This is a genomic window from Kitasatospora sp. NPDC032121, assembly GCF_055580145.1.
The window spans coordinates 190625-215871 of the sequence record NZ_JBVILX010000015.1; the positions used below are offsets into that span (position 1 = coordinate 190625).

The 25247-nt window shown below is 71.1% G+C and carries 20 protein-coding genes and 1 pseudogene; 18 read left to right on the forward strand and 3 right to left on the reverse strand.

Annotated features, from left to right (window positions below; all coding sequences use genetic code 11):
- Positions 1-31: 31 nt before the first annotated feature.
- The 17 genes and pseudogenes from ACZ5OX_RS29935 to ACZ5OX_RS30015 all read left to right on the forward strand — a co-directional run bounded on the left by ACZ5OX_RS29935 (position 32) and on the right by ACZ5OX_RS30015 (position 21351).
- Positions 32-586 carry a NuoB/complex I 20 kDa subunit family protein gene (locus tag ACZ5OX_RS29935; protein ID WP_355265622.1) on the forward strand — a complete coding sequence of 185 codons (555 nt, stop codon included), beginning with the start codon at positions 32-34 and terminating at the stop codon, positions 584-586.
- Entirely contained in the window at positions 583-1296 is a 714-nt protein-coding gene (locus tag ACZ5OX_RS29940; protein WP_465634346.1) for an NADH-quinone oxidoreductase subunit C, read from the forward strand. The genes ACZ5OX_RS29935 and ACZ5OX_RS29940 overlap by 4 nt, the downstream gene beginning before the upstream one ends.
- Positions 1296-2636 carry an NADH-quinone oxidoreductase subunit D gene (locus tag ACZ5OX_RS29945; RefSeq protein ID WP_392882290.1) on the forward strand — a complete coding sequence of 447 codons (1341 nt, stop codon included), beginning with the start codon at positions 1296-1298 and terminating at the stop codon, positions 2634-2636. Before ACZ5OX_RS29940 ends, ACZ5OX_RS29945 begins: the two co-directional genes overlap by 1 nt.
- A 17-nt stretch (positions 2637-2653) precedes the next feature.
- Positions 2654-3553, forward strand: a complete 900-nt coding sequence (nuoE, locus tag ACZ5OX_RS29950) for an NADH-quinone oxidoreductase subunit NuoE (protein WP_465634373.1) — start codon at positions 2654-2656, stop codon at positions 3551-3553.
- Positions 3553-4914, forward strand: a complete 1362-nt coding sequence (gene nuoF, locus ACZ5OX_RS29955; RefSeq protein ID WP_449791481.1) for an NADH-quinone oxidoreductase subunit NuoF — start codon at positions 3553-3555, stop codon at positions 4912-4914. The genes nuoE and nuoF overlap by 1 nt, the downstream gene beginning before the upstream one ends.
- Positions 4911-7388, forward strand: a pseudogene (locus tag ACZ5OX_RS29960) (NADH-quinone oxidoreductase subunit G); the annotation flags it as partial. The gene nuoF and the pseudogene ACZ5OX_RS29960, both read left to right, overlap by 4 nt.
- A 131-nt stretch (positions 7389-7519) precedes the next feature.
- On the forward strand, positions 7520-8848 hold the full coding sequence (gene nuoH, locus ACZ5OX_RS29965; protein WP_465634347.1) for an NADH-quinone oxidoreductase subunit NuoH: 1329 nt from the start codon (positions 7520-7522) through the stop codon (positions 8846-8848).
- 6 nt (positions 8849-8854) lie between these two features.
- Positions 8855-9463, forward strand: coding sequence for an NADH-quinone oxidoreductase subunit NuoI (gene nuoI, locus ACZ5OX_RS29970; protein ID WP_392882284.1), 609 nt, complete (start codon positions 8855-8857; stop codon positions 9461-9463).
- A complete protein-coding gene (locus tag ACZ5OX_RS29975; RefSeq protein ID WP_465634374.1) occupies positions 9463-10461 on the forward strand; it encodes an NADH-quinone oxidoreductase subunit J in 999 nt (332 codons plus the stop codon). The genes nuoI and ACZ5OX_RS29975 overlap by 1 nt, the downstream gene beginning before the upstream one ends.
- Entirely contained in the window at positions 10458-10757 is a 300-nt protein-coding gene (nuoK, locus tag ACZ5OX_RS29980; protein WP_195911268.1) for an NADH-quinone oxidoreductase subunit NuoK, read from the forward strand. The genes ACZ5OX_RS29975 and nuoK overlap by 4 nt, the downstream gene beginning before the upstream one ends.
- A 14-nt stretch (positions 10758-10771) precedes the next feature.
- Positions 10772-12667 carry an NADH-quinone oxidoreductase subunit L gene (gene nuoL / locus ACZ5OX_RS29985; protein WP_465634349.1) on the forward strand — a complete coding sequence of 632 codons (1896 nt, stop codon included), beginning with the start codon at positions 10772-10774 and terminating at the stop codon, positions 12665-12667.
- Positions 12668-12701: 34 nt separating this feature from the next.
- A complete protein-coding gene (locus ACZ5OX_RS29990) occupies positions 12702-14321 on the forward strand; it encodes an NADH-quinone oxidoreductase subunit M (protein WP_449791484.1) in 1620 nt (539 codons plus the stop codon).
- Positions 14318-15955, forward strand: a complete 1638-nt coding sequence (nuoN, locus tag ACZ5OX_RS29995) for an NADH-quinone oxidoreductase subunit NuoN (RefSeq protein ID WP_465634350.1) — start codon at positions 14318-14320, stop codon at positions 15953-15955. The genes ACZ5OX_RS29990 and nuoN overlap by 4 nt, the downstream gene beginning before the upstream one ends.
- Positions 15956-16266: 311 nt before the next feature.
- Entirely contained in the window at positions 16267-17277 is a 1011-nt protein-coding gene (locus tag ACZ5OX_RS30000) for a polyprenyl synthetase family protein (RefSeq protein WP_392882275.1), read from the forward strand.
- Positions 17278-17392: 115 nt separating this feature from the next.
- The gene (locus tag ACZ5OX_RS30005; RefSeq protein ID WP_359827817.1) at positions 17393-18055 is read left to right on the forward strand and encodes a response regulator transcription factor; all 663 of its coding nucleotides are present in this window, start codon (positions 17393-17395) and stop codon (positions 18053-18055) included.
- A 246-nt stretch (positions 18056-18301) separates the two neighbouring features.
- A complete protein-coding gene (locus tag ACZ5OX_RS30010; RefSeq protein ID WP_465634352.1) occupies positions 18302-20299 on the forward strand; it encodes a 2-oxoacid:acceptor oxidoreductase subunit alpha in 1998 nt (665 codons plus the stop codon).
- Entirely contained in the window at positions 20296-21351 is a 1056-nt protein-coding gene (locus tag ACZ5OX_RS30015; RefSeq protein WP_465634353.1) for a 2-oxoacid:ferredoxin oxidoreductase subunit beta, read from the forward strand. Before ACZ5OX_RS30010 ends, ACZ5OX_RS30015 begins: the two co-directional genes overlap by 4 nt.
- A 123-nt stretch (positions 21352-21474) precedes the next feature.
- Here ACZ5OX_RS30015 and ACZ5OX_RS30020 read toward each other — a convergent pair whose 3' ends face one another.
- From ACZ5OX_RS30020 to ACZ5OX_RS30030, 3 genes are all read right to left on the reverse strand, one after another.
- Entirely contained in the window at positions 21475-21855 is a 381-nt protein-coding gene (locus ACZ5OX_RS30020) for a VOC family protein (protein ID WP_465634354.1), read from the reverse strand.
- A 169-nt stretch (positions 21856-22024) separates the two neighbouring features.
- Positions 22025-23653 carry an LCP family protein gene (locus ACZ5OX_RS30025; protein WP_465634356.1) on the reverse strand — a complete coding sequence of 543 codons (1629 nt, stop codon included), beginning with the start codon at positions 23651-23653 and terminating at the stop codon, positions 22025-22027.
- Entirely contained in the window at positions 23646-24185 is a 540-nt protein-coding gene (locus tag ACZ5OX_RS30030; protein ID WP_465634357.1) for a DUF6542 domain-containing protein, read from the reverse strand. Before ACZ5OX_RS30030 ends, ACZ5OX_RS30025 begins: the two co-directional genes overlap by 8 nt.
- Before the next feature lie 283 nt (positions 24186-24468).
- On the opposite strand from ACZ5OX_RS30030, the gene ACZ5OX_RS30035 reads away from it, so the two are divergent.
- On the forward strand, positions 24469-25113 hold the full coding sequence (locus ACZ5OX_RS30035) for a TetR/AcrR family transcriptional regulator (RefSeq protein ID WP_465634375.1): 645 nt from the start codon (positions 24469-24471) through the stop codon (positions 25111-25113).
- Positions 25114-25247 lie beyond the last annotated feature (134 nt).

Consider the following 25247-nt stretch of genomic DNA (forward strand, 5'->3'; position numbering starts at 1 on the left):
CAGAGGACTTGAGGGCATTGAGAGGGATCTGATGGGAATCGAGGAGAAGCTGCCGAGCGGCTTTCTGCTCACGACCGTGGAGACGGCCGCCGGCTGGGTGCGCAAGGCGTCACTCTTCCCGGCCACCTTCGGTCTGGCCTGCTGCGCGATCGAGATGATGACCACCGGGGCGGGCCGCTACGACCTGGCCCGGTTCGGCATGGAGGTCTTCCGGGGCTCCCCCCGGCAGGCCGACCTGATGATCGTGGCGGGCCGGGTGAGCCAGAAGATGGCCCCGGTGCTGCGCCAGGTGTACGACCAGATGCCCAATCCCAAGTGGGTCATCTCGATGGGCGTCTGCGCCTCGTCCGGTGGGATGTTCAACAACTACGCGATCGTCCAGGGCGTCGACCACATCGTCCCGGTGGACATCTACCTGCCCGGCTGTCCGCCCCGTCCGGAGATGCTGATGGACGCGATCCTGAAGCTGCACGACAAGATCCAGCACGAGCCGCTGGGCGTGAACAAGCGCCGGGCCGAGGAGCTCGGCGAGGCGCTCGCCCTGAAGGCCACCCCGATCAGCGAGATGCGGGGGCAGCTGCGATGAACGACCAGGTACCCGAGACCCGCCGCGAGCAGCCGGTCCGCGAGATCCCGGTCGAGGTGGTCGGCCGCCGCCAGGGCATGTTCGGCGCCAAGGACAGCGGCGACACCTCCGGCTTCGGCGGCCTGGCCGCCCCGATCGTGCTGCCCGGTCCGAGCGAACGCCCGTACGGCGGCTGGTTCGACGAGGTGGCCGACGAGCTGGAGGGCGCCCTGGAGGAGCAGGGCCTGGACCCGGTCGAGGTGATCGAGAAGACCGTGGTCGACCGCGGCGAGATCACCTTCCACGTCGACCGCGGCCACCTGTTGAGGACGGTCCGGATCCTGCGCGACGACCCGGCGCTGCGCTTCGAACTGTGCCTGGGAGTGAGTGGCGTTCACTACCCCGGCGACAAGGGGCGCGAGCTGCACGCGGTCTACCACCTGCGCTCGATCACCCACGGCCGGCTGATCCGGCTGGAGGTCACCGCGCCGGACGCCGACCCGCGCATCCCCTCCGTGGTGAGCGTCTACCCGACCAACGACTGGCACGAGCGCGAGGCCTACGACTTCTTCGGCCTGGTCTTCGAGGGCCACCCGGCGCTCACCCGGATCATGATGCCGGACGACTGGCTGGGCCACCCGCAGCGCAAGGACTACCCGCTCGGCGGCATCCCCGTCGAGTACAAGGGCGCCCAGATCCCGGCTCCCGACCAGCGGAGGTCGTACAGCTGATGAACACCCAGCACTTTGGAGAGACCGAGGAAGCGGACGCCCGCGAGACCACCGAGGGCCGGGTCTTCACCGTCACCGGCGGCGACTGGGGCGAGGTGGTCGAGGCGGTCGGCCGGGCCGACGACGAGCGCATCATCGTCAACATGGGTCCCCAGCACCCGTCCACCCACGGCGTGCTGCGGCTGATCCTGGAGATCGACGGCGAGACGGTGAAGGAGGCGCGCTGCGGCATCGGCTACCTCCACACCGGCATCGAGAAGAACATGGAGTTCCGCAGCTGGGTGCAGGGCACCACCTTCGTGACCCGGATGGACTACCTGACCCCGCTGTTCAACGAGACCGCCTACTGCCTGGCGGTCGAGAAGCTGCTCGGCATCACCGGCGACGTCCCGGACCGCGCCAGCGTCATCCGGGTGATGATGATGGAGCTCAACCGGATCGCCTCGCACCTGGTCTGCCTGGCCACCGGCGGCATGGAGATCGGCTCCACCACGCTGATGATCTACGGCTTCCGGGACCGCGAGCTGATCCTGGACGTCTTCGAGCTGGTCACCGGCCTGCGCATGAACCACGCGTACGTGCGCCCCGGCGGCCTCGCCCAGGACCTGCCGCCCGGCGCCGTCGACCAGATCCGCGAGGCGGTCAAGGTCTTCCGCTCCCGGATGCACGAGTACGACAAGCTCGCCACCGGCAACCCGGTGTTCAAGGCCCGCCTGGTCGACGTCGGCTTCCTGGACCTGCCGGGCTGCCTGGCCCTCGGCGCCACCGGCCCGATCCTGCGCGCCACCGGCCTGCCGCACGACCTGCGCAAGACCGACCCGTACTGCGGTTACGAGGACTACGACTTCGAGGTCGCGATCGCCGACAGCGCCGACTCCTACGGTCGCTTCCTGATCCGGCTGGAGGAGATGAAGCAGTCGCTGCGGATCGTCGAGCAGTGCCTGGACCGGCTGCGGCCGGGCCCGGTCATGGTGGCCGACAAGAAGATCGCCTGGCCGGCCCAACTGGCCGTCGGCCCGGACGGGATGGGCAACTCCCTCGACCACATCCGCAAGATCATGGGCACCTCGATGGAGGCCCTGATCCACCACTTCAAGCTGGTCACCGAGGGCTTCCGGGTCCCGGTCGGCCAGGCGTACGCGGCGGTCGAGTCGCCCAAGGGCGAGCTGGGCGTGCACGTGGTCAGCGACGGCGGGACGCGCCCGTACCGGGTCCACTTCCGGGATCCGTCGTTCACCAATCTGCAGACGATGGCGGCGATGTGCGAGGGCGGCCAGGTGGCCGACGTGATCGTCGCGGTGGCCGGGATCGACCCGGTGATGGGAGGCGTGGACCGGTGACCAACGTCGAACTGGGACTGCCGGCGCTGCCGGCCGCACCGTACCCCGAGGAGGTGCACGCCCGGCTGGCCGCCGACGCCGCCGAGCTGATCGCCCGCTACCCGCAGCCCCGTTCGGCGCTGCTGCCGCTGCTGCACCTGGTGCAGGCCGAGGAGGGCTTCGTCAGCCCGACCGGGATCCGCTTCTGCGCCGAGCAGCTGGACCTCACCACCGCCGAGGTCACCGCGGTCGCGACCTTCTACACCATGTACCGGCGCCGCCCGGCCGGGAAGTACCACGTGGGGGTCTGCACCAACACCCTGTGCGCGGTGCTCGGCGGCGACCAGATCTTCGCCGAGCTCCAGGAGCACCTGGGCATCCGCAACAACGAGACCACCGAGGACGGCGAGCTCTCGATCGAGCACATCGAGTGCAACGCGGCCTGCGACTACGCGCCCGTGGTGATGGTCAACTGGGAGTTCTTCGACAACCAGACGCCGGAGAGCGCCCGGCAGCTGGTCGACGACCTGCGCGCCGGCCGCGAGGTCAGGCCCACCCGCGGCGCCCGGCTGTGCGGCTTCAAGGAGACCGCCCGGATCCTGGCCGGCTTCCCCGACGAGCGCCCGGGCGCCAACGACGAGTCCGGCGCCGGCGGCGCGCCCTCCCTGGCCGGCCTGCGGCTGGCCCGCGGCGAGGCCCTGCCCGGCACCCCCGGCACCAAGGTGGTCTCCCCCCGCCCCGAGTCCCCCCACCGGGCAGCCAACGGTCAGCCCGCCAACGGTCAACCGGGCAACGGCCAGCCCGCCGACGGCCAGCCCGCCAACGGTCAACCGGGCAACGGCCAGCCCGCCGACAGCCAGCCTGTCAACGGCCAGCCTGCCGACAGCCAACCGGGCAACGGCCAGCCGACCAACGGCCAGGAAGGGAGCGAGGCGTGATGACCGCCGCCGAGCCGGCCGAGAAGCTGCTCACCCCGGTCCTGTCCGACTCCTGGGACGACAGCCGCCCCTGGACGCTCGACACCTACCGCCGCCACCACGGCTACGAGGGCCTCAAGGCGGCCCTCGCCATGCCGCCGGACGACGTGATCGCCCTGGTCAAGGACGCCGGCCTGCGCGGCCGCGGCGGCGCCGGCTTCCCCACCGGCATGAAGTGGCAGTTCATCCCGCAGAACGACGGCAAGCCGCACTACCTGGTGGTCAACGCCGACGAGTCCGAGCCGGGCACCTGCAAGGACATCCCGCTGCTGTTCGCCAACCCGCACGCGCTGATCGAGGGCATGATCATCGCCTCCTACGCGATCCGCTGCGACCACGCCTTCATCTACCTGCGCGGCGAGGTCGTCCCGGTGCTGCGCCGGCTGCACGCGGCCGTCGCCGAGGCCTACGGGGCGGGGCTGCTGGGTCGGAACATCCTCGGCTCCGGCACCGACCTCGACATCACCGTGCACGCCGGCGCCGGCGCCTACATCTGCGGCGAGGAGACGGCGCTGCTGGACTCCCTGGAGGGCCGCCGCGGCCAGCCCAGGCTGCGGCCCCCGTTCCCGGCGATCGCCGGCCTGTACGCCTGCCCGACGGTGGTCAACAACGTCGAGTCGATCGCCTCGGTGCCGCCGATCCTGTCCCGCGGCAAGGAGTGGTTCAAGGCGCTGGGCACCGAGAAGTCCCCCGGCTTCACGCTCTACTCGCTCTCCGGCCACGTCACCAACCCCGGCCAGTACGAGGCCCCGCTCGGCATCACGCTGCGCCAGCTGCTCGACCTCAGCGGCGGCATCCGCCCCGGGCACCGGCTGAAGTTCTGGACCCCGGGCGGCTCCTCCACCCCGATGTTCACCGACGAGCACCTCGACGTCCCGCTGGACTACGAGGGCGTCGGGGCGGCCGGCTCGATGCTCGGCACCAAGGCGCTCCAGGTCTTCGACGAGACCACCTGCGTGGTGCGGGCGGTCACCCGCTGGACGGAGTTCTACGCCCACGAGTCCTGCGGCAAGTGCACCCCCTGCCGCGAGGGCACCTACTGGCTGGTCCAGCTGCTCAAGCGGATCGAGGCGGGCGAGGGCGTCGACGGGGACCTGGAGAAGCTCCTCGACATCGCCGACAACATCAACGGCAAGTCCTTCTGCGCGCTGGGCGACGGCGCGGCCAGCCCGATCGTCTCCTCGCTCCAGCACTTCCGGGCCGAGTACGAGCAGCACCTGGCCGAGCGCCGCTGCCCGTTCGACCCGGCCGCCTCCACCGTCTGGGCCGACGGCCCCCGCCCCGGCCACCAGTCCGCCACCGAAAGGGAGGTGCACGCGTGACGATCACAGAGCCAACCGCCTCCGAGACCGCGGTCGAACTGGTCACGCTCACCATCGACGGCGTCGAAGTGCGGGTCCCCAAGGGAACGTTGGTGATCCGGGCCGCCGAGACCATCGGCACCCAGATCCCGCGCTTCTGCGACCACCCGCTGCTCGACCCGGCCGGTGCCTGCCGCCAGTGCATCGTCGAGATCGAGGGCCAGCGCAAGCCGGTCGCCTCCTGCACCGTCCCGGTGGCCGAGGGCATGGTGGTGCGCACCCAGCTAAGCTCGCCGGTGGCCGAGAAGGCCCAGCGCGGCGTGATGGAGCTGCTGCTGATCAACCACCCCCTGGACTGCCCGGTCTGCGACAAGGGCGGCGAGTGCCCGCTGCAGAACCAGGCGATGACCAGCGGCGCCGCCGACTCCCGCTTCGAGGGGATGAAGCGCACCTACGAGAAGCCGGTGCCGATCAGCAGCCAGGTGCTGCTGGACCGCGAGCGCTGCGTGCTGTGCGCGCGCTGCACCCGCTTCTCGCAGCAGATCGCCGGGGACCCGTTCATCGACCTGGTGGAGCGCGGGGCGCTGCAGCAGGTCGGCACCGGCGAGGGCGACGACTTCGAGTCGTACTTCTCCGGGAACACCATCCAGATCTGCCCGGTGGGCGCGCTGACCTCGGCGGCGTACCGGTTCCGCTCGCGCCCCTTCGACCTGGTCTCCTCGCCGAGCGTGTGCGAGCACTGCGCCTCGGGCTGCGCGCAGCGCACCGACCACCGGCGCGGCAAGGTGCTGCGCCGGCTGGCGGGCGAGGACCCGGCGGTGAACGAGGAGTGGAACTGCGACAAGGGCCGCTTCGCCTTCCGCTACGCCCAGCAGCGCGACCGGCTGACCACCCCGCTGGTGCGGGTGGACGGCGAACTGGTGCCGGCCTCCTGGCCGGAGGCGCTGGCCCGGGCGGCCGAGGGGCTGCGCGGGGTCCGGGCCGGGGTGCTGGCCGGCGGTCGGGTGACGGTCGAGGACGCCTACGCGTACGGGAAGTTCGCGCGGGTGGCCCTGGGCACCAACGACGTGGACTTCCGGGCCCGCCCGCACAGCGGTGAGGAGGCGGAGTTCCTGGCCGCCGCGGTGGCCGGGCGGGGCGTCGACCTGGACGGCACCGGGCCGGCCTACGAGGACCTCGACCGGGCGCCGGCGGTGCTGCTGGCGGGCTTCGAGCCGGAGGAGGAGTCGCCGATCGTCTTCCTGCGGCTGCGCAAGGCGACCCGGGCGACGGGCCTGAAGGTGTTCTCGGTGGCCGCGTTCGGCTCCCGGGGTCTGGCCAAGCTGCGCGGCGCGCTGCTGCCGGCGGCCCCCGGCACCGAGCCGGAGTGGTTCGCGGCGCTGGCGGCGGACGAGCCGCTGAACGACGAGGCGGGCCGGGCGGCCGAACTGCTGCGCACCCCGGGTGCGGTGATCCTGGCGGGCGAGCGGCTGGCCGCCGTCCCGGGCGCACTGACCGCGGTGCTGAGGCTGGCGCACGCGACCGGCGCGAAGCTCGCCTGGGTGCCGCGCCGGGCCGGTGAGCGCGGGGCCGTCGAGGCGGGTGTGCTGCCGGGCCTGCTGCCCGGCGGCCGTCCGGTGGCGGACGCGGCGGCCCGGGCGGAGGCGGCCGCGGTGTGGGGCGGGGCCGAGCCGCCGTCCCGGCCGGGCCGGGACACCGACGGGATCCTGGCGGCGGCCGTGGCCGGCGAGTTGGAGGCGCTGGTGGTCGGCGGGGTGGACCCGGACGACCTGCCGGATCCGGCGCTGGCCGACGAGGCGTTGGCGGCGGTGCCGTTCCTGGTGTCGCTGGAGCTGCGGCCCTCGGCGGTGACGGCGCGCGCCGACGTGGTGCTGCCGGTGGCGGCGGTGGCGGAGAAGGCCGGCACCTTCCTGGACTGGGAGGGCCGGGTGCGGATGTTCGAGTCCGCGCTCAAGCCGGACCAGCAGATGGGCCGGCACCTCCAGTCGGATCTGCGGGTGCTGAGCATGCTGGCCGACGCTCTGGGCCACCGGCTGGGGCTGCCGGACGTCCGGGCGGCCCGGCTGGAGCTGGACCGTTTCACCCCCTGGGAGGGCGGCCGCGCGGCCGACCCGGCGGCGCACCCGGCCGTGCTGCCCCGGCCGGCCGCCGGCCAGGCGGTGCTGGCGGGTTGGCGCCTGCTGCTGGACAACGGCGTGCTGCAGCAGGGGGACCCGCACCTGGCGGGCACCCGGCACCGGGCGGTGGTCCGGATCTCGGCGGAGACGGCCAAGGAGGTCGGCGCCGAGGCGGCCGCCGCGCTGAGGCTGACCGGCCCGGCCGGATCGCTGACCCTGCCGCTGGAGGTCACCGACTCGATCCCGGACCGCACGGTCTGGATCCCGCTCGACTCCACCCCGGGCGGCGCCCACCGCGCGCTCGGCACCACCGTCGGCCACCTGGTCACGATCACCGCGGCCGAACTCGACTCCGAACCCGAACCGGAGACCGAACCCGCCGAACCCGCAGCCGAACCCGAACCCCAGCCGGCGACACAGGCCCGGGCGGCGAAGGCCAGGGCGACACAGGCCAGGGCGGCGAAGGCCCAGGAGACCGCGGACCACACCGCCGGCGAAGGGGAGGACCGATGACTTCGCAGCCGTACGAGACGCTCCACTTCTTCGGGCAGGACCCGTGGTGGCTGGTGCTGCTGAAGGCCGTGTTCTGCTTCGCCTTCCTGGTCCTGACGGTGCTGATCGCGATCGTCTGGGAGCGCAAGGTGGTGGCCTGGATGCAGCTGCGCATCGGGCCCAACCGGCACGGCCCGTGGGGCCTGCTGCAGTCGCTGGCGGACGGCGTGAAGCTGGCCCTGAAGGAAGACCTGGTGGTCAAGGGCTCGGACAAGGTGGTCTACATCCTGGCCCCGATCGTCTGCGCCATCCCCGCGTTCATGGCCTTCGCGGTGATCCCGTTCGGCCCGGCCGGCAACGAGGTGTCGATCTTCGGCACCCGCACGCCGCTCCAGCTGACGGACTTCCCGGTGGCGCTGCTGTACATCCTGGCGACCGCCTCGGTGGGCATCTACGGCATCGTGCTGGCCGGCTGGTCCTCGGGTTCGACGTACCCGCTGCTGGGCGGGCTGCGCTCGTCCGCGCAGATGATCAGCTACGAGATCGCGATGGGCCTGTCCTTCGCGGCGGTCTTCATCTACTCCGGCTCGATGTCGACCTCGGAGATCGTGGCGCACCAGCAACCGACCTGGTTCGCGGCGCTGCTGCCGGTCTCGTTCATCGTCTACGTCATCGCGATGGTCGGCGAGACCAACCGGGCGCCGTTCGACCTTCCGGAGGCCGAGGGCGAGCTGGTCGGCGGCTTCAACACCGAGTACTCCTCGCTGAAGTTCGCGATGTTCATGCTGGCCGAGTACGTGAACATGGTGACGGTCTCGGCGGTGGCCTCGACCCTCTTCCTGGGCGGCTGGCGGGCCCCGTGGCCGGTGTCGACCTTCTGGGAGGGCGCCAACCACGGCTGGTGGCCGATGCTGTGGATCACGCTGAAGATCCAGCTGCTGCTGTTCTTCTTCATCTGGCTGCGCGGCACGCTGCCCCGGTTCCGCTACGACCAGTTCATGAAGCTGGGCTGGAAGGTGCTGATCCCGGTCTCGCTGGTGTGGCTGGTGCTGATCGCGAGTGTGCGGGCGCTGCGCAACGAGGGCTACGGCTTCGGCCAGGTGGTGCTGTACGTGGGCGCCCCGGTCGGGGTGGTGCTGCTGCTGGCGCTGCTGCGGGACTTCGTGAGGAAGCAGCCGGAGGTCGAGGAGGCGCCTCCCGAGGGCGAGTTCGATCCGATGGCGGGCGGCTACCCGGTCCCGCCGATGCCCGGTCAGGTGCTCCCGCCGGTGCCGCGCCGGCCCAGTCGTGCCCCGAAGCAACTCCAGGACGCCCTCAACGGGGCCGACCATTCCGAAGGGAGCTGAACCGAGATGTCCGACCAGTCCGATCGTGCGGGCCGCCCCGAGCGAGCCGACCGTCCGTCGATCCTCGGCCCGGCCGCCGGCTTCGGCGTGACCTTCAAGGCCATGTTCAAGAAGCGGCTCACCGAGCAGTACCCGGAGCAGAAGAAGCCCACCGCTCCGCGCTTCCACGGCCGCCACCAGCTGAACCGGCACCCGGACGGCCTGGAGAAGTGCGTCGGCTGCGAGCTGTGCGCGTGGGCCTGCCCGGCCGACGCGATCTACGTGGAGGGCGCGGACAACCGGGACGAGGAGCGCTACTCCCCGGGCGAGCGCTACGGCGCGGTGTACCAGATCAACTACGCCCGCTGCATCCTGTGCGGGCTGTGCATCGAGGCCTGCCCGACCAGGGCGCTGACCATGACCAACGAGTACGAGCTGGCCGACTCCTCCCGGCGGGACCTCATCTTCACCAAGGAGCAGCTGCTGGTGGGCCTGTCCGAGGGCATGGTCGACACCCCGCACGCGATCTTCCCGGGCACCGACGAGGGCGCGTACTACCGGGGAGAGGTCACCGCGGCGGCGCCGGGGACGGTCCAGCAGGAGCGCACCGACCGGGAGAAGGAGGTGCGGCAGTGATCGCGCGGCTGGCGGAGGCGACCGGGACGACCTCGACGGGTGAGGCCTTCCAGTTCTGGGTGCTCGCGGTGATCGCGGTCGGCGGTGCGCTCGGCATGGTGCTGATGCGCAAGGCCGTGCACAGCGCGCTCTGCCTGGCGGCCACCATGCTGGCGCTGGCGGTCTGTTACATGGCCCAGGGCGCGGTGTTCCTGGGCGTGGTGCAGATCGTGGTCTACACCGGCGCGATCATGATGCTGTTCCTGTTCGTGGTGATGCTGGTCGGCGTCACCAGCGAGGACTCCCTGAAGGAGCAGCTGAAGGGCCAGCGGTTCGCCGCGGCCCTGTGCGGCCTGGGCTTCGGCGTGCTGCTGATCGCCGGGATCGCCAACGCGAAGCTGAACCACTTCACCGGGTTGTCCGAGGCGAACGCCGAGGGCAACGTGCCGGGCCTGGCCCGGCTGATCTTCACCCGGTACGTGTGGGCCTTCGAGGTCACCGGTGCGCTGCTGATCACCGCGGCGATCGGCGCGATGGTGCTGACCCACCGGGAGCACGTGAAGGCGCCGAAGACGCAGCGCGAGCTGGCGGCGCAGCGGATCAGGGACAACATCCAGGTGCCGCCGATGCCGGCGCCGGGCGTGTACGCGCGGCACAACGCGGTGGACGTCCCGGCGCTGCTGCCGGACGGCACGGTCGCCGAGGACTCGGTGATGGCGACGCTGCGCGAGCGCGGCCAGGTCCGGGACGTCAGCCAGGCGATGCTGCAGCGGATGGCGGAGCTGGAGAACAGCACGGCGGACTGGCTGGGCCGTCCGTCCTCGGAGCGGCCGGCGGTGGCGTCCCCGCGCAAGTCGCTGGAGCCGGTGCCGGCGAACGGCGGTCCCGCGAACGGTGGTCCGGCGAACGGCGGTCCCGCGAACGGCGGTCCGGCGAACGGCGAACGGGACGCGGCGAACGGCGAGCCGGTGGCGGCGAACAACGTGAAGCACCCGGCCGGCGAGGAGGGCGCGGAGTGAACCCGGTCAACTACCTCTATCTGTCGGCCCTGTTGTTCACCATCGGCGCGGCCGGGGTGCTGATCCGGCGCAACGCGATCGTGCTGTTCATGTGCGTGGAGCTGATGCTGAACGCCTCGAACCTCGCCCTGGTGACGTTCTCCCGGCTGCACGGGACCTTGGACGGTCAGATCATCGCGTTCTTCACGATGGTGGTCGCGGCGGCCGAGGTCGTGGTGGGCCTCGCCATCATCGTCTCCATCTTCCGGACCAGGCACTCCGCTTCGGTCGACGACAGCAACCTGATGAAGCTGTAGGCGGAGGGCCTTCGGTGAACTCTCTCATTCCGCTGCTGGTGGCGGCTCCACTGGCCGGCGCCGCCCTGCTGCTGCTCGGCGGCCGGGCGCTGGACCGGTACGGCCACTGGCTGGCCACCGCGCTCGCGGCGCTCTCGTTCGGCTTCGGCCTGGCCCTGTTCTCGGACATGCTCGGCCGTGACGCCGAGCACCGGGCGGTCGGCGTGCATCTGTTCAGCTGGATCCCGGTGAACGGCTTCCAGGCCGACGCCTCCTTCCTGCTCGACCAGCTGTCGATGACCTTCGTCCTGCTGATCACCGGCGTCGGCACGCTGATCCACCTCTACTCGGTCGGCTACATGGCGCACGACGAGCGCCGGCGCCGCTTCTTCGCCTACCTGAACCTGTTCCTGGCCGCCATGCTGCTGCTGGTGGTCGCGGACAACTACCTGCTGCTGTACTTCGGTTGGGAGGGCGTGGGCCTGGCCTCGTACCTCCTGATCGGCTTCTGGCAGCACAAGCCGAGTGCGGCGACGGCGGCGAAGAAGGCCTTCATCGTCAACCGGGTCGGTGACGTCGGCCTGTCCGTCGCGATCATGCTGATGTTCGCCGAGTTCGGCTCCTTCGCCTTCGGTCCGGTCTTCGGCGGTGCGCACGAGGCGAGCGAGGGCAAGCTGACGGCGATCGGCCTGATGCTGCTGCTGGCGGCCTGCGGCAAGTCGGCGCAGGTGCCGCTGCAGTCCTGGCTCGGGGACGCGATGGAGGGCCCGACCCCGGTGTCGGCGCTGATCCACGCGGCCACCATGGTGACCGCCGGCGTCTACCTGATCACCCGCTCCTCGGCGATCTTCGACCTGGCGCCGGACGCGCAGACCGCCGTGGTGGTGGTCGGCGCGGTGACGCTGCTGTTCGGTGCGATCGTCGGTTGCGCCAAGGACGACATCAAGAAGGCGCTGGCCGGCTCGACCATGTCGCAGATCGGCTACATGGTGCTGGCGGCCGGGCTCGGCCCGATCGGCTACGCCTTCGCGATCATGCACCTGGTGACCCACGGCTTCTTCAAGGCCGGGCTGTTCCTCGGTGCCGGGTCGGTCATGCACGGCATGAACGACGAGGTGAACATGCGCCACTACGGCGGCCTGCGCAAGTACATGCCGGTCACCTTCGTCACCTTCGGCCTCGGCTACCTGGCGATCATCGGCTTCCCGGGCCTGTCCGGCTTCTTCTCCAAGGACAAGATCATCGAGGCGGCCTTCGCCAAGGGCGGCACCGAGGGCTGGATCCTCGGGCTGTGCGCGCTGGTCGGCGCGGCCGTCACCGCGTTCTACATGACCAGGGTGATGGTGCTGACCTTCTTCGGGGAGAAGCGCTGGCAGCCCGACGCCGAGGGCAACGCCCCGCACCCGCACGAGTCGCCCCGGACGATGACCGTCCCGATGGTCCTGCTGGCCTTCGGCTCGGTCTTCGCGGGCGGGCTGTTCGCCTTCCACGACTCCTTCCTGAGGTGGCTGGAGCCGGTCACCGGGCACGAGGAGGGCAACTCCCCGCTCGCCCCGCTGACCGTCACCCTGCTGACCACGGCCTGCATGCTGGCCGGCGTCGGCCTCGCGTACCTGATGTACGGGCGCTCGCCGGTCCCGGTGGTGCCGCCGGTCGGCTCCCCGCTCACCCGGGCCGCCCGCCGCGACCTGCTGCAGGACGACTTCAACCACGCGGTGCTGGTGCGGCCGGGCTCGGCGCTCGCCGCGGCGCTGGTGTTCTTCGACAGCCGCGGCCTGGACGGCGTGGTCAACGGCCTGGCCGCCGCGATCGGCGGGCTCTCCGGCCGACTGCGGCGGATCCAGAACGGCTTCGTCCGCTCGTACGCGCTCTCCATGTTCGGCGGCACGCTGGTGCTGGTCGCCACGACTCTCCTGATGAGGTCCACGTGATGACTCGTCCTGATATCCGTTGGGGGGAGCGGGCATGAGCGTCCTTCTGACCGCCACCTGCGCCGTTCCGGCGGCCGGCGCGGTGCTGACGGCCGCGCTGCCCGCCGGGTCCTCCGAGAGCCGGCGCAGGACCACCAAGGCCGTCGCGCTGGGCGTCTCGGTCGTCACCCTGGCGCTGGCCGCCGTGGTGGCGACCCGGTTCGACCCGCACGGCACCCGCTTCCAGCTGAACGAGTCGTACAGCTGGATCCGCTCCTTCGGCATCAACTTCTCGCTCGGCGTGGACGGCATCGGAGCCGTGCTCGCCCTGCTCACCGCCGTGCTCGTGCCGCTGGTGATCCTCGCCTCCTGGCACGACGCCGACCCGGGGCCGGCCGGGCCCGACGGCAGCTTCGAGAACAGGCGCCGCACCCAGGGCTTCTTCGCCCTGATCCTCGCGGTGGAGGCGATGGTGGTCGTCTCCTTCTACGCCACCGACGTCTTCGTGTTCTACGTTTTCTTCGAAGCCATGCTGATCCCGATGTACTTCCTGATCGGCGGCTTCGGGGACCGCGCGGGCGGTCCCGAGTCGGCGCGCCAGCGCTCCTACGCGGCCGTGAAGTTCCTGCTCTACAACCTGCTCGGCGGCCTGGTGATGCTGGCCGCGGTGATCGGCCTGTACGTGATCGCGCAGGACCAGGGCTTCGGCACCTTCGACCTGCCGACGCTGACCTCGGCGATCGCCGACGGCCGGCTCCAGCTGACCGGCACCGCCGAGAAGGCGCTGTTCCTGGGTTTCTTCTTCGCCTTCGCGGTGAAGGCCCCGCTGTGGCCGCTGCACACCTGGCTGCCGAACGCGATGGGCGAGTCCACCGCCGGCACCGCGGTGCTGATCACCGCCGTGGTGGACAAGGTCGGCACCTTCGCGATGCTGCGCTTCTGCCTCGGGCTGTTCCCGGACGCCTCGAAGACCTTCGGCCCGGCGATCCTGGTCCTCGCGCTGGTCGGGATCGTCTACGGCGCACTGCTGGCGGTCGGCCAGAAGGACATCAAGCGCCTGGTGGCGTACGCCTCGATCTCGCACTTCGGCTTCATCATCATGGGTGTCTTCGCCCTGACCAGCCAGGGCCAGAGCGGCGCCACCCTGTACATGGTCAACCACGGCCTGTCCACGGCGGCGTGGATGCTGGTGGCCGGGTTCCTGATCTCCCGTCGCGGCTCGCGGCTGATCGCCGACTACGGCGGCGTGCAGAAGGTCGCCCCGGTGCTCGCCGGGACGTTCCTGATCGGCAGCCTGGCGACGCTGTCGCTGCCGGGGCTCGCCCCGTTCGTCAGCGAGTTCCTGGTGCTGGTGGGCACCTTCACCCGCTACCCGGCGATCGGCGTCGTGGCCACCTTCGGCATCGTGCTGGCCGCGCTGTACGCCCTGCTGCTGTACCAGCGCACCATGACCGGCCCGGTGAAGGAGGGCGTGCGCACCATGCCCGACCTCAAGCTCCGCGAACTCGCCGTGGTCGGCCCGTTGGTGGCGCTGACCATCCTGCTGGGCGTCTACCCCAAGCCGCTCACCGACCTGGTCAACCCCTCGGTGAACGCGACGCTCTCGCAGATCCACCGGACCGATCCGGCGCCGGCCCACCCGGTCGCCGCCACCTCAGGAGGTGAGCAGAAGTGAGCGCCACCGCAGTGCTCGCCGCCGCCGGCGGCAACACCGCCAGCATCCCGGCGCCGCACATCGAGTACGGGCAGCTGTCCCCGATGCTCGTGGTGTTCGCCGCAGCCGTGACCGGCGTCCTGGTGGAGGCCTTCGTACCCCGCCGGTACCGGCACTGGACCCAGGTGACGCTCGCCCTGGCCGGACTGGGCGGCGCCTTCGTCGCCGTGGTGGTGCTGGCCGTGCAGAGCCACGGCTTCACCCGGATCGACCTGCTGGCCATGGAGACGGTCGCGATGGACGGCCCGGCGCTGTTCCTCCAGGGCGTGATCCTGCTGGCCTCGGTGGTCGCGGTGCTCACCTACGCCGAGCGGAGGCTGGAGCCCAAGGCCGGCGGCCTGCCCGCCGACGCCTTCGCCGCCCAGGCCGCCGCCACCCCCGGCGGCGAGCAGGAGCGGGCCGCGGTCCGGGCCGGCTTCGCCACCAGCGAGGTCTTCCCGCTCACCATGTTCGCGGTCGCCGGCATGCTGCTGTTCCCCGCCGCCAACGACCTGCTGACCATGTTCGTGGCGCTGGAGGTCTTCTCGCTGCCGCTGTACCTGCTGTGCGCGCTGGCCCGGCGCCGCCGGCTGCTCTCCCAGGAGGCGGCGGTCAAGTACTTCCTGCTCGGTGCCTTCGCCTCGGCCTTCTTCCTGTTCGGCACGGCGCTGCTGTACGGCTACGCGGGCAGCGTGAAGCTCGGCGACATCGGGGACGTCATCTCCGGCAAGGCGATGACCACCCCCGCGCAGCTGAGCACCACCCAGAGCGACGCGCTGGTGCTGACCGGCCTGGCGATGCTGGCGGTCGGCCTGCTGTTCAAGGTCGCCGCGGTGCCCTTCCACTCCTGGACCCCGGACGTCTACCAGGGCGCGCCGACCCCGGTGACCGGCTTCATGGCGGCGGCCACCAAGGTCGCGGCCTTCGGGGCCTTCCTGCGGCTGTTCTACGTGGCCTTCCCGGGCCTGCGGCTGGACTGGCGGCCGGTCATGTGGGGCGTGGCGATCCTCACCATGGTGGTGGGCGCGGTGCTCGCGGTCACCCAGCAGGACGTCAAGCGCCTGCTGGCGTACTCCTCGATCGCGCACGCCGGGTTCATCCTGACCGGCGTGATCGCCGTCAACAAGCAGGGCATCTCCTCGGTGCTGTTCTACCTGCTGGCGTACGCCTTCGTGACGCTCGGGGCGTTCGCGGTGGTCACCCTGGTGCGCGACTCCAAGGGCGAGGCGACCCACCTGTCCAGCTGGGCCGGGCTGGGGCGGCGTTCGCCGCTGGTGGCGGGGGTGTTCGCGCTGTTCCTGCTGGCCTTCGCCGGAATTCCGCTGACCTCCGGGTTCACCGGGAAGTTCGCGGTCTTCCAGGCCGCGGCCAGCGGGGGGGCGACGCCCCTGGTGGTCGTCGGTGTGCTGAGCTCGGCGGTGGCCGCGTTCTTCTACATCCGGGTCATCGTGCTGATGTTCTTCTCGGACCCGCAGCCGGGCGGCCCCACGGTGGCGATCCCCAGCGCCTTCACGGCGACCGCGATCGGGGTGGGGGTGCTGGTCACGCTGGGTCTCGGACTGCTGCCCCAGTACTTCCTCGACCTCGCGTCCAAGGCCTCGCTGTTCGTGCGCTGACCTTTACGTCCCCCGCTCTCGACCAGGGCCCCGTCCGGGCCGCGCCCAGTTCGCGCGGCCCGGACGGGTCTTTGTCGGGTGCGGGGGCCGGGGGAGTTCCGGGAGCTCTCCCGCCTTTATTTCCAGCCGAATTCGCCCCCACCGCCGTCCGGCCCGCACAGCCGCGCTGACCAGGGCATCAGGCCCGATCATGACAGGATCCGCACGCCCGTGCAGTGATCCACTGGCGACCGGATACCCTGCCTGTATGGCCAGCGGCGGCACTCAGGGACCAGGCCGCTAGATCGACCAGGGACAGAGGAGTGGTCTTCGTGACCGTCGTGGAACCCTTCGGGCTCAGCGTGCAGGACCGCGACCTGACCCGGGACGTCCAGGCCGGACTGGACGCGGTGGAGGCGGCGCTCGGTGAGGCCGTCAAGAGCGACGTCCCCTTCATCACCGTCACCGCCAGTCACCTCCTCGAGGCCGGCGGCAAGCGCTTCCGTCCGCTGCTCCTGCTGCTGGCGGCCCAGTTCGGCGACCCGGGGGCGCCCGGCGTGGTGCCCGCCGCCGTGGTGGTCGAACTGACCCACCTGGCCACGCTGTACCACGACGACGTCATGGACGAGGCGCCGGTGCGCCGGGGCGCCCCGAGCGCCAACTCCCGCTGGGACAACTCGGTCGCGATCCTCACCGGCGACTTCCTGTTCTCCCGCGCCTCCCAGGTGCTCTCCGACCTCGGCCCGGAGGCCGTGCGGATGCAGGCCGAGGCCTTCGAGCGGCTGGTCACCGGCCAGATCCTGGAGACCCGCGGCCCCGGCCAGGACATGGACCCACTGCTGCACTACCTGGACGTCCTGGAGGGCAAGACCGGCTCGCTGATCGCCGTCTCCTGCCGGATAGGAGCGCTGATGGCCGGTGCCGAGCGCGAGCTGGTGGACACCCTCGGCGAGTTCGGCGAGCGGATCGGCATCGCCTTCCAGCTGGCCGACGACGTGCTCGACATCGCCAGCGACGGCCACGAGTCCGGCAAGACCCCCGGCACCGACCTGCGCGAGGGCGTGCCGACCCTGCCGACCCTGCTGCTGCAGCAGATGCCCGCCGACCCGGCCGACCCGGACGACGCCCGGCTGCGCGAACTGCTCGACCAGGACCTCTCCGACGACGAGCTGCACGCCGAGGCGCTGCGGCTGCTGCGCGCCCACCCCGCGCTGCAGCGTGCCCGCGCCGAGACCCTGCGCCGGGCCGAGGAGGCCCGGGCGCTGCTGGCCCCGCTGCCGGACTGCGCGGCGAAGGCCGCCCTGGAGGGCCTCTGCGACGCGGTGGCGATCCGCACCATGTGAGCCCCGACCGGGGCCGTGCGGGCCCGGCCGCGATGTGGCCGGGCCCGCCCCCTCGGCGCGTCAGGGCATGGGGGAGACTGACTCCCGTCAGCCCACGCCTGCCGGGAAGGTCGTTATGCGCCGCGTCGTCATCGCCGAGGACTCCGTTCTGCTACGGGAGGGACTGACCCGGCTGCTCACCGATCGCGGCCTGGAGGTCGTGGCCGGGGTCGGGGACGGCGACGCCCTGGTGAAGACCATCCACGACCTGGCCGCTGCCGACGCCCTGCCGGACGTGGTGGTCTCCGACGTGCGGATGCCCCCGAGCCACACCGACGAGGGCCTGCGCGCCTGCGTGGAGCTGCGCGGCCGCTACCCGCAGCTGGGCGTGCTGGTGCTGTCGCAGTTCGTGGAGGAGCGCTACGCCTCCGAGTTGCTGGCCGGCTCCACCCGGGGCGTCGGCTACCTGCTCAAGGACCGGGTCGCCGAGGTGCGCGAGTTCGCCGACGCGGTGGTCCGGGTCGCCGAGGGCGGCACCGCGCTGGACCCCGAGGTGGTGCAGCAGCTCCTCAGCCGCAGCCGCAAGGGCGACGTTCTGGCCAATCTCACGCCGCGCGAGCGCGAGGTGCTCGGGCTGATGGCGGAGGGCCGCACCAACGCCGCGGTGGCCAGGCAGCTGGTGGTCTCGGACGGCGCGGTGGAGAAGCACGTCAGCAACATCTTCCTCAAGCTGGGTCTGGCTCAGAGCGCCGAGGACCACCGCCGGGTGCTGGCCGTGCTCACCTACCTCAACTCCTGACAGCCGCCTCGTTGAGCGCATCTCGGCCAAGGTTCGCCAGGTGTCTCGCGCCCGCCCGCCCGAGCCGGAATGATCTCCGGCAGGCGGGTGTTGACGTTTGTGTGCTGTGTTGCCGCGGGCCGGTGAATTAACTGCCGTGGCTCCGGCCGCCGTCGAGTCGACCCGCATAGGATGCGAGAGGTGCACCAGGCGGACGGGGCACGGGGCCGCGCCCGCGGTGGTGCGCCCACGAGGAGGTCCGCGGCAGTGACCAGTCAGGTCGATCAGTCAGAGGCAGTGGACGGCCCGGACGGCGACGAGGCCCGCGCCGGGAGCGGCGGTGTCCGCTCGGGTTCGGCTGCTCCCGCGGGACCCCCGGCCACGGGCGGCCCTCCGGTGAAGCCGGGCAAGCCGATCCGCAGACTCGATCGGGTGATCATTCGTTTCGCCGGTGATTCCGGTGACGGTATGCAGCTGACCGGTGACCGTTTCACGTCGGAGACGGCGTCGTTCGGTAACGACCTGTCGACGTTGCCGAACTTCCCGGCGGAGATCCGGGCGCCTGCCGGGACTCTTCCGGGGGTGTCGTCGTTCCAGTTGCACTTCGCGGACCATGACATCCTGACGCCGGGTGACGCGCCGAACGTGTTGGTCGCGATGAACCCGGCGGCGTTGAAGGCGAACCTGCCGGACCTGCCGCGTGGCGCGGAGATCATCGTCAACACCGACGAGTTCACCAAGCGCGCGCTGGCGAAGGTCGGTTACGCGGCGGATCCGTTGGGCGACGGTTCGCTGGAGGGTTTCCACCTGCACAAGGTGCCGTTGACGACGCTGACGCTGGAGGCGCTGAAGGACAGCGGTCTGGCGCGCAAGGACGCGGAGCGGGCGAAGAACATGTTCGCCCTGGGCCTGCTGTCCTGGATGTACCACCGGCCCACCCACGGGACGGAGTCGTTCCTGCGGGCGAAGTTCGCGAAGAAGCCGCAGATCGCCGAGGCGAACATCAGCGCTTTCCGGGCGGGCTGGAACTTCGGTGAGACGACCGAGTCGTTCGCGGTGTCCTACGAGGTGCCGCCGGCGAGGCTGCCGGCCGGGCGCTACCGCAACATCTCCGGCAACCTCGCCCTGTCCTACGGGCTGGTCGCCGCCGCGCGGCGCTCGGGGCTGCCGCTGTATCTGGGCTCGTACCCGATCACTCCGGCGTCGGACATCCTGCACGAGCTGAGCCGGCACAAGAACTTCGGGGTGCGCACGTTCCAGGCGGAGGACGAGATCGCCGGCATCGGCGCCGCGCTCGGGGCCGCGTTCGGCGGCGCGCTGGGGGTGACGACGACGTCGGGGCCGGGTGTGGCGCTGAAGTCGGAGACGATCGGCCTGGCGGTGTCGCTGGAACTGCCGCTGCTGGTGGTGGACATCCAGCGCGGCGGCCCGTCCACGGGGTTGCCGACGAAGACGGAGCAGGCGGACCTGCTGCAGGCGATGTTCGGACGCAACGGTGAGGCACCGGTGCCGATCGTCGCCCCGGCCACACCCGCGGAGTGCTTCGACGCCGCGCTGGAAGCGGCCCGGATCGCGGTCACCTACCGCACCCCGGTCTTCCTCCTGTCCGACGGCTACCTCGCCAACGGCTCCGAGCCCTGGCGGATCCCGGACGTCGACGAACTCCCCGAGATCGACCCACGGTTCGCCACCGGGCCCAACCGTGAGGACGGCGCGTTCTGGCCCTACCTACGCGACCCCCACACCCTGGCCCGCCCCTGGGCCGTGCCCGGAACACCCGGCCTGGAACACCGCATCGGCGGCATCGAGAAACAGGACGGCACCGGCAACATCTCCTACGACCCCGCGAACCACGACTTCATGGTCCGCACCCGCCAGGCCAAGATCGACGGCATCACCGTCAAACCGGTCGAGGTCGACGACCCCAGCGGCGACGCCCGCGTCCTGGTCCTCGGTTGGGGCTCCACCTACGGACCGATCACCGCCGCGGTGCGCCGGGTTCGCGCCGACGGCGGCGAAATCGCCCAGGCCCACCTGCGCAACCTCAACCCCTTCCCCGCCAACCTCGGCACCGTCCTGCGCAGCTACGAGAAAGTCATCGTGCCCGAGATGAACCTCGGACAACTGGCCCTCCTGCTGCGGGCGAAGTACCTGGTCGACGCCGAGTCCTACAACCAGGTCCGCGGACTGCCCTTCAAGGCCGCCCAACTCGCGGACGTCCTGTGGGCCGCGATCGGCACCCTGGACGAGGAGGACCACCAGTGACCGACCACGCCTACCCCTCCCTGCGCCTGGTCCCCAAGACCGAACAGCCGCAGAGCGCCCGGGACTTCAAGACCGACCAGGAAGTGCGCTGGTGCCCCGGCTGCGGCGACTACGCGATCCTGGCGGCGGTGCAGTCCTTCATGCCCGAACTGGGCATCCGCCGCGAGAACACGGTGTTCGTGTCCGGGATCGGCTGCTCCTCGCGGTTCCCGTACTACATGAACACCTACGGCGTGCACTCGATCCACGGCCGCGCCCCGGCGATCGCGACCGGACTGGCCACCTCACGCCAGGACCTCAGCGTCTGGGTGGTCACCGGCGACGGCGACGCCCTGTCCATCGGCGGCAACCACCTCATCCACGCGCTGCGCAGGAATGTGAATCTGAAGATCCTGTTGTTCAACAACCGGATCTACGGTCTTACCAAGGGTCAGTACTCGCCGACGAGTGAGCTGGGCAAGGTCACGAAGTCGACGCCGATGGGCTCGTTGGACGCGCCGTTCAACCCGTTGTCGTTGGCGATCGGTGCCGAGGCCACGTTCGTCGCCCGCACGATCGACTCGGACCGTCAGCACCTGCAGTCGGTGTTGCGGGAGGCCGCGTTGCACGAGGGTACGGCGCTGGTGGAGATCTACCAGAACTGCAACATCTTCAACGACGGCGCGTTCGAGGTGCTGAAGGATCCGGGCAGTCGGGACGAGGCGCTGATCCGCCTGGAACACGGCCGGCCGATCCGTTTCGGCACGGACCTGGCCAACGGCGTCTTCCGCGGCCGTGACGGCGAACTGTTCACCGCCCCTGTCACGGCCGACAACGAGGCGCAGGTGCTGGTTCACGACGCGCACGCCGCGAACCCGGCCACGGCGTTCGCGCTGTCCCGGATCGCGGACGCGGACACCCTCCACCACACCCCGATCGGTGTCCTGCGCAGTGTCCAGCGGCCGGTCTACGACGAGTTGATGGCCGAACAGCTGGCCACCGCCACCACCCGAAGCGGCCCCGGCGACCTGGCCACACTCCTCACCGGCAACGACACCTGGACGGTGGACTGACCGTCCGCCGGATCGAGTGGAGCCCCCTGTCCCGCCGGACAGGGGGCTCCGTCGTTCACCGCTCGGCCTCGTCCACCGCTCGGCCTCGCTCGCTGTCAGCCTCGCCGTACTGCTCGGCATCGCCTACTGCTCGGCCCACTCCGTCAGCTGGATCAGCACCCCGTTCGGGTCGGTGGTCTGGAAGAGCTTCTCGCCCCACGGCTCCTCGCGCAGGGGCAGGGTGATCGCGACCCCCTCCTCGCGCAGGCGCCGCTCCTCGGCGGCGACGTCCTCGACGACGAACGCCAGGATCACGCCGTCCGCGATCCGGTGGCGCTGCTCCTCCGGCAGGACCTCGAGGCCGCGCCGGAGGTAGACGACGTTGAATCCGCCGTCCGGGTGAGCGAGCGAGACGAAGCCGTCGGCCGACATCTCCTCGGTGTAGCCGAAGTGCCGCTGGAGGAAGGCGGCCGAGGTGCCGACGTCCTCGACGGTCAGGGAGACGGCGGTCTTGGTGATCTGCATGGCGGAGCCCTCTCGTCGATGCCTGCGCGGTTATCCCGTACGCAGTACACTATACATAGTACGGAGAATCCGCCAGGGGATTGCCCGGGAATCCGCTCAGGGTTGCCGGAGAACGCCCGAGGGAGGCCCCCGGGCGGGGAGCCTCCCTCGGAGGGCGGGGCGGGGCGTGTCAGAACACGCAGGGGATGCCGCCGTCGGACTCCGCGTCGACCATGGGGCCCTGCTGGGGCACGTTGGTGTCCGGAGCGGGCGGGGCGGCCGGGGTGCCGGTGGCGGCGGGCTTGTCGGCGGCGACGCCGGTGAAGGCGGTGCCGAGGGTGACGGTGACGTGGTCGGCGGTGGCGGAGGCGGACTCGGTGGCGGCCACGCCGTAGCGGGCGGCGATCTGCTCGGCCGCGTCCTTGGCGCCCTTGCCGTAGGTGACGGTGGTGGTCTTCGGCTTGGCGGCCGCCGGGCCGGTCCTCCCTTCCTTGAAGCCCATGGCGACCAGGGCCTTGGACTCCGCGGTGGAGGTGACGCCGGGGGTGGAGGAGGCGTTGAAGACGTCCACGGTGACGCTCCTGGCGGCGGCCGGCGGAGTGGACGCGACGGGCGCGACGGGTGCGGCCGTCGAGGCGGGGCTCTCGTCGGTCGGGGCCGGCGCCGGGCTGGTGTCGGCGTAGCCGAAGAGCTGCTTGACGATCTTCTGGATCTGCGGCGGGCTGACGATGTTGACGTCCTGGCCGTTGACCTTCCTGAGGTCGGCGACGGGGAGGGTACGGAACTCCGCGTTGCCGCCGGTGAGGTTGGGGGCCTGCTGGGCGAAGTCCAGGACGTTCCACTCGTTGTCGATGACGAGGTCCTTCTGCACCACGCCCATCAGCTCCTGCATCTTGCCGAGGTCGCCGAGGACGCCCTTCTGCTTCAGGTTGTGCACGACGGAGGAGATGAAGGCCTGCTGGCGGTGGGTGCGGGCGAAGTCGCTGTCGTTGCCGTCGCCGCCGTCGAGGTTGTGGCGCTGGCGGACGAAGGAGAGCGCCTGGGAGGCGTTGAGCTTGTTGACGCCCTTGTGGAAGTCGGCGCCGGAGCCCTGGCCCTCCATGGCCGGGTCCTTGGTGTCGTGGGTGAGGCAGACCTCGATCGGCTGGAGGGCCTTAGCGATGTCGTAGAAGCCCATCAGGTTGACCTCGGCGATGTGGTCGACGGGCTGGTCGAGGAACTTCTGCACGGTCTGGATGGTGGCCGCGCGTCCGGCGTCGCGTCCGGCCTTCTCCAGGTCCGCGCCCTTGAGGCCCTTGGCCTGGAGGGCCGGCGTGGCCTTGTCCTTGGCCTCGCCGTAGGCCTCCTTGATCTTGCGCATGCCGACCTGCTTGCCGTCGCCGCTGTAGGTCATGACGTAGTCGTCGCGGGGTATCGAGACGGCCTGCACCTTGCCGCCGTTCGCCGGGATGTGCAGCAGGATCAGGGAGTTGGTGTTGTAGCCGCCGATGTCGGAGCTGTGGCCGGCGTGCAGCTCGTCCTGGACGAACTCGGGCGGGAGGTCCGTGCCGTCCATGTTCTTGCGGCTGTCCAGGCCTATCAGCAGCAGATTGACCGAGTTGTCCAGGTGCTTGGGGGCGTCCTTCTTGGTCTGGGCGATCGCGTTGGAGGTGGTCATCCCGTCGGTGAGCTGCTTGAACCCGTACCAGACCACCCCGCTGGCGGCGAACACCGCGAATCCCACGGTGCAGGCCGCCACCCGGCCCGCGATCAGCGCGGGGGAGGGGCGGCGGGGGCGGGGGGCCTCGGTGTCGCCGCCGTGCTCGGCGTTGTCAGCCATGCTGCCTCCTCCTCGCCCGGACCAGCCGGACCGCGATCACGATGACGGCCGCGGCCGCGGCCTCGGCCATCACGGGAAAGCCGTGCACCACCCACTTCGCGGCGCCGGCGGCCAGGCCCTTGCCCTGGTACCGGTCGCGGTGGGCGGCCAGTTCGACGACGGCCGTCGCACCCAGGACGACCAGCGGCGACGCGGCGAGCACCCACCACCAGCCGTTGCGGCCGCTCGACGCCGCCGCCAGGCCGGTGCCGAGCACCGCGCCCACCGCGAAGGCCAGTCCCATGCCGGGCCCGGAGAGTTCGTCGACCGCGGCGCCGGCGATCGGTAGCCCGACGGCGAGGGCCGCGGGCAGTAAGGGGCCGCCGGGAAGGGGGCGGGGATGGCCGACAGGCCCGCTCGCCGCCCGCCGTCGCGCCCCTCGGTCGGCTGACCGTCCTCGTTGCCCCGCCACGCCCTCACCCCCGGTGTTCCCGTGTTCCCTGCGCCCCGGTGGCGCGTCCGCGTCGCTCGCCGCCCACTCGTTCGAACGCATGGACGTCCAAACTATGGATCGTCCGAATGTCCGGAAATCCGGTCATGACACTGCTCGTTCTGGACGCCGGTCCGGGTCGGCCGGTTCCCGCACGGGGTCCGGCCGGCCGAAATCGGGGAGACGCTTCCGCATGTCTCTACACGGGTGTAGAAGTCGTACGCAGCATAGAGCACGCCTGTTCGGCGGGGAGGGCGGGCCGTCCGCGGTCCGGATAAACTACACCGGGTAGTTTTTGAGATGGTCGGCCGATGCGCCGACGGAGGAGGAGAGCGCCGTGGCGACGATGGGCGGAGCGGGGCGGCCGGAGAAGCGCAAGGCCATCACGCAGGCCGCGACGGTGGTGTTCGGGCGCGAGGGGTACGTCCGGGCCAGCATGGACGCGATCGCGGCCGAGGCCGGGGTGTCCAAGCGGACGGTCTACAACCACTTCGCCGACAAGGAGAACCTCTTCCTGTCGGTGGCCCTGCGGAACTCGGCGGAACTGACCGAGCGGATCCGCGAGTTGATGGCGAAGTACCTCGACCGGGTGGTGGACCTGCGCCGGGACCTGACCGACTTCGCCGTCGAGCGGGCCCGCGCCGTGCTGTCCGCCGGGGAGCACGGCGCGCTCGGCCGGGCGATCCGCGCCGAGGTGGCCAACATCCCTGCGGACGTCCTGGAGGCCTGGCTGGAGGCCGGCCCGGTCGCCTCCCAGCGCGACCTCGCGCAGCACTTCGAGGCGCTCGCCGAGCGCGGGCTGCTCGCGGGCGGGGACGCCGCGCTCGCCGCCGAGCAGTTCACCCTGCTGACCTTCCACGGCATCGCCGAGCGCTCCTTCTGGGGCGCGCTCCCGGTGGCGGACGAGGAGGTCCGGCGGGTCGCGGCCGTCGGCGTGGACGCCTTCCTGCGGATCCACGGGGTGTCGGCGGCGTCGGCGGCGCGGGGCTGAACGCGCCCGGGCGCGCGGACGAGGACGGGCCCGGGGCGGTGTTTTACCGCTGGGGGGCCTGAGGCCGTGATCGGGGTTCGCCCAGCACGCCGGGCGGGTTTTGGTCCGTGGTGGTTCCGAAGGTCACTAAAAAA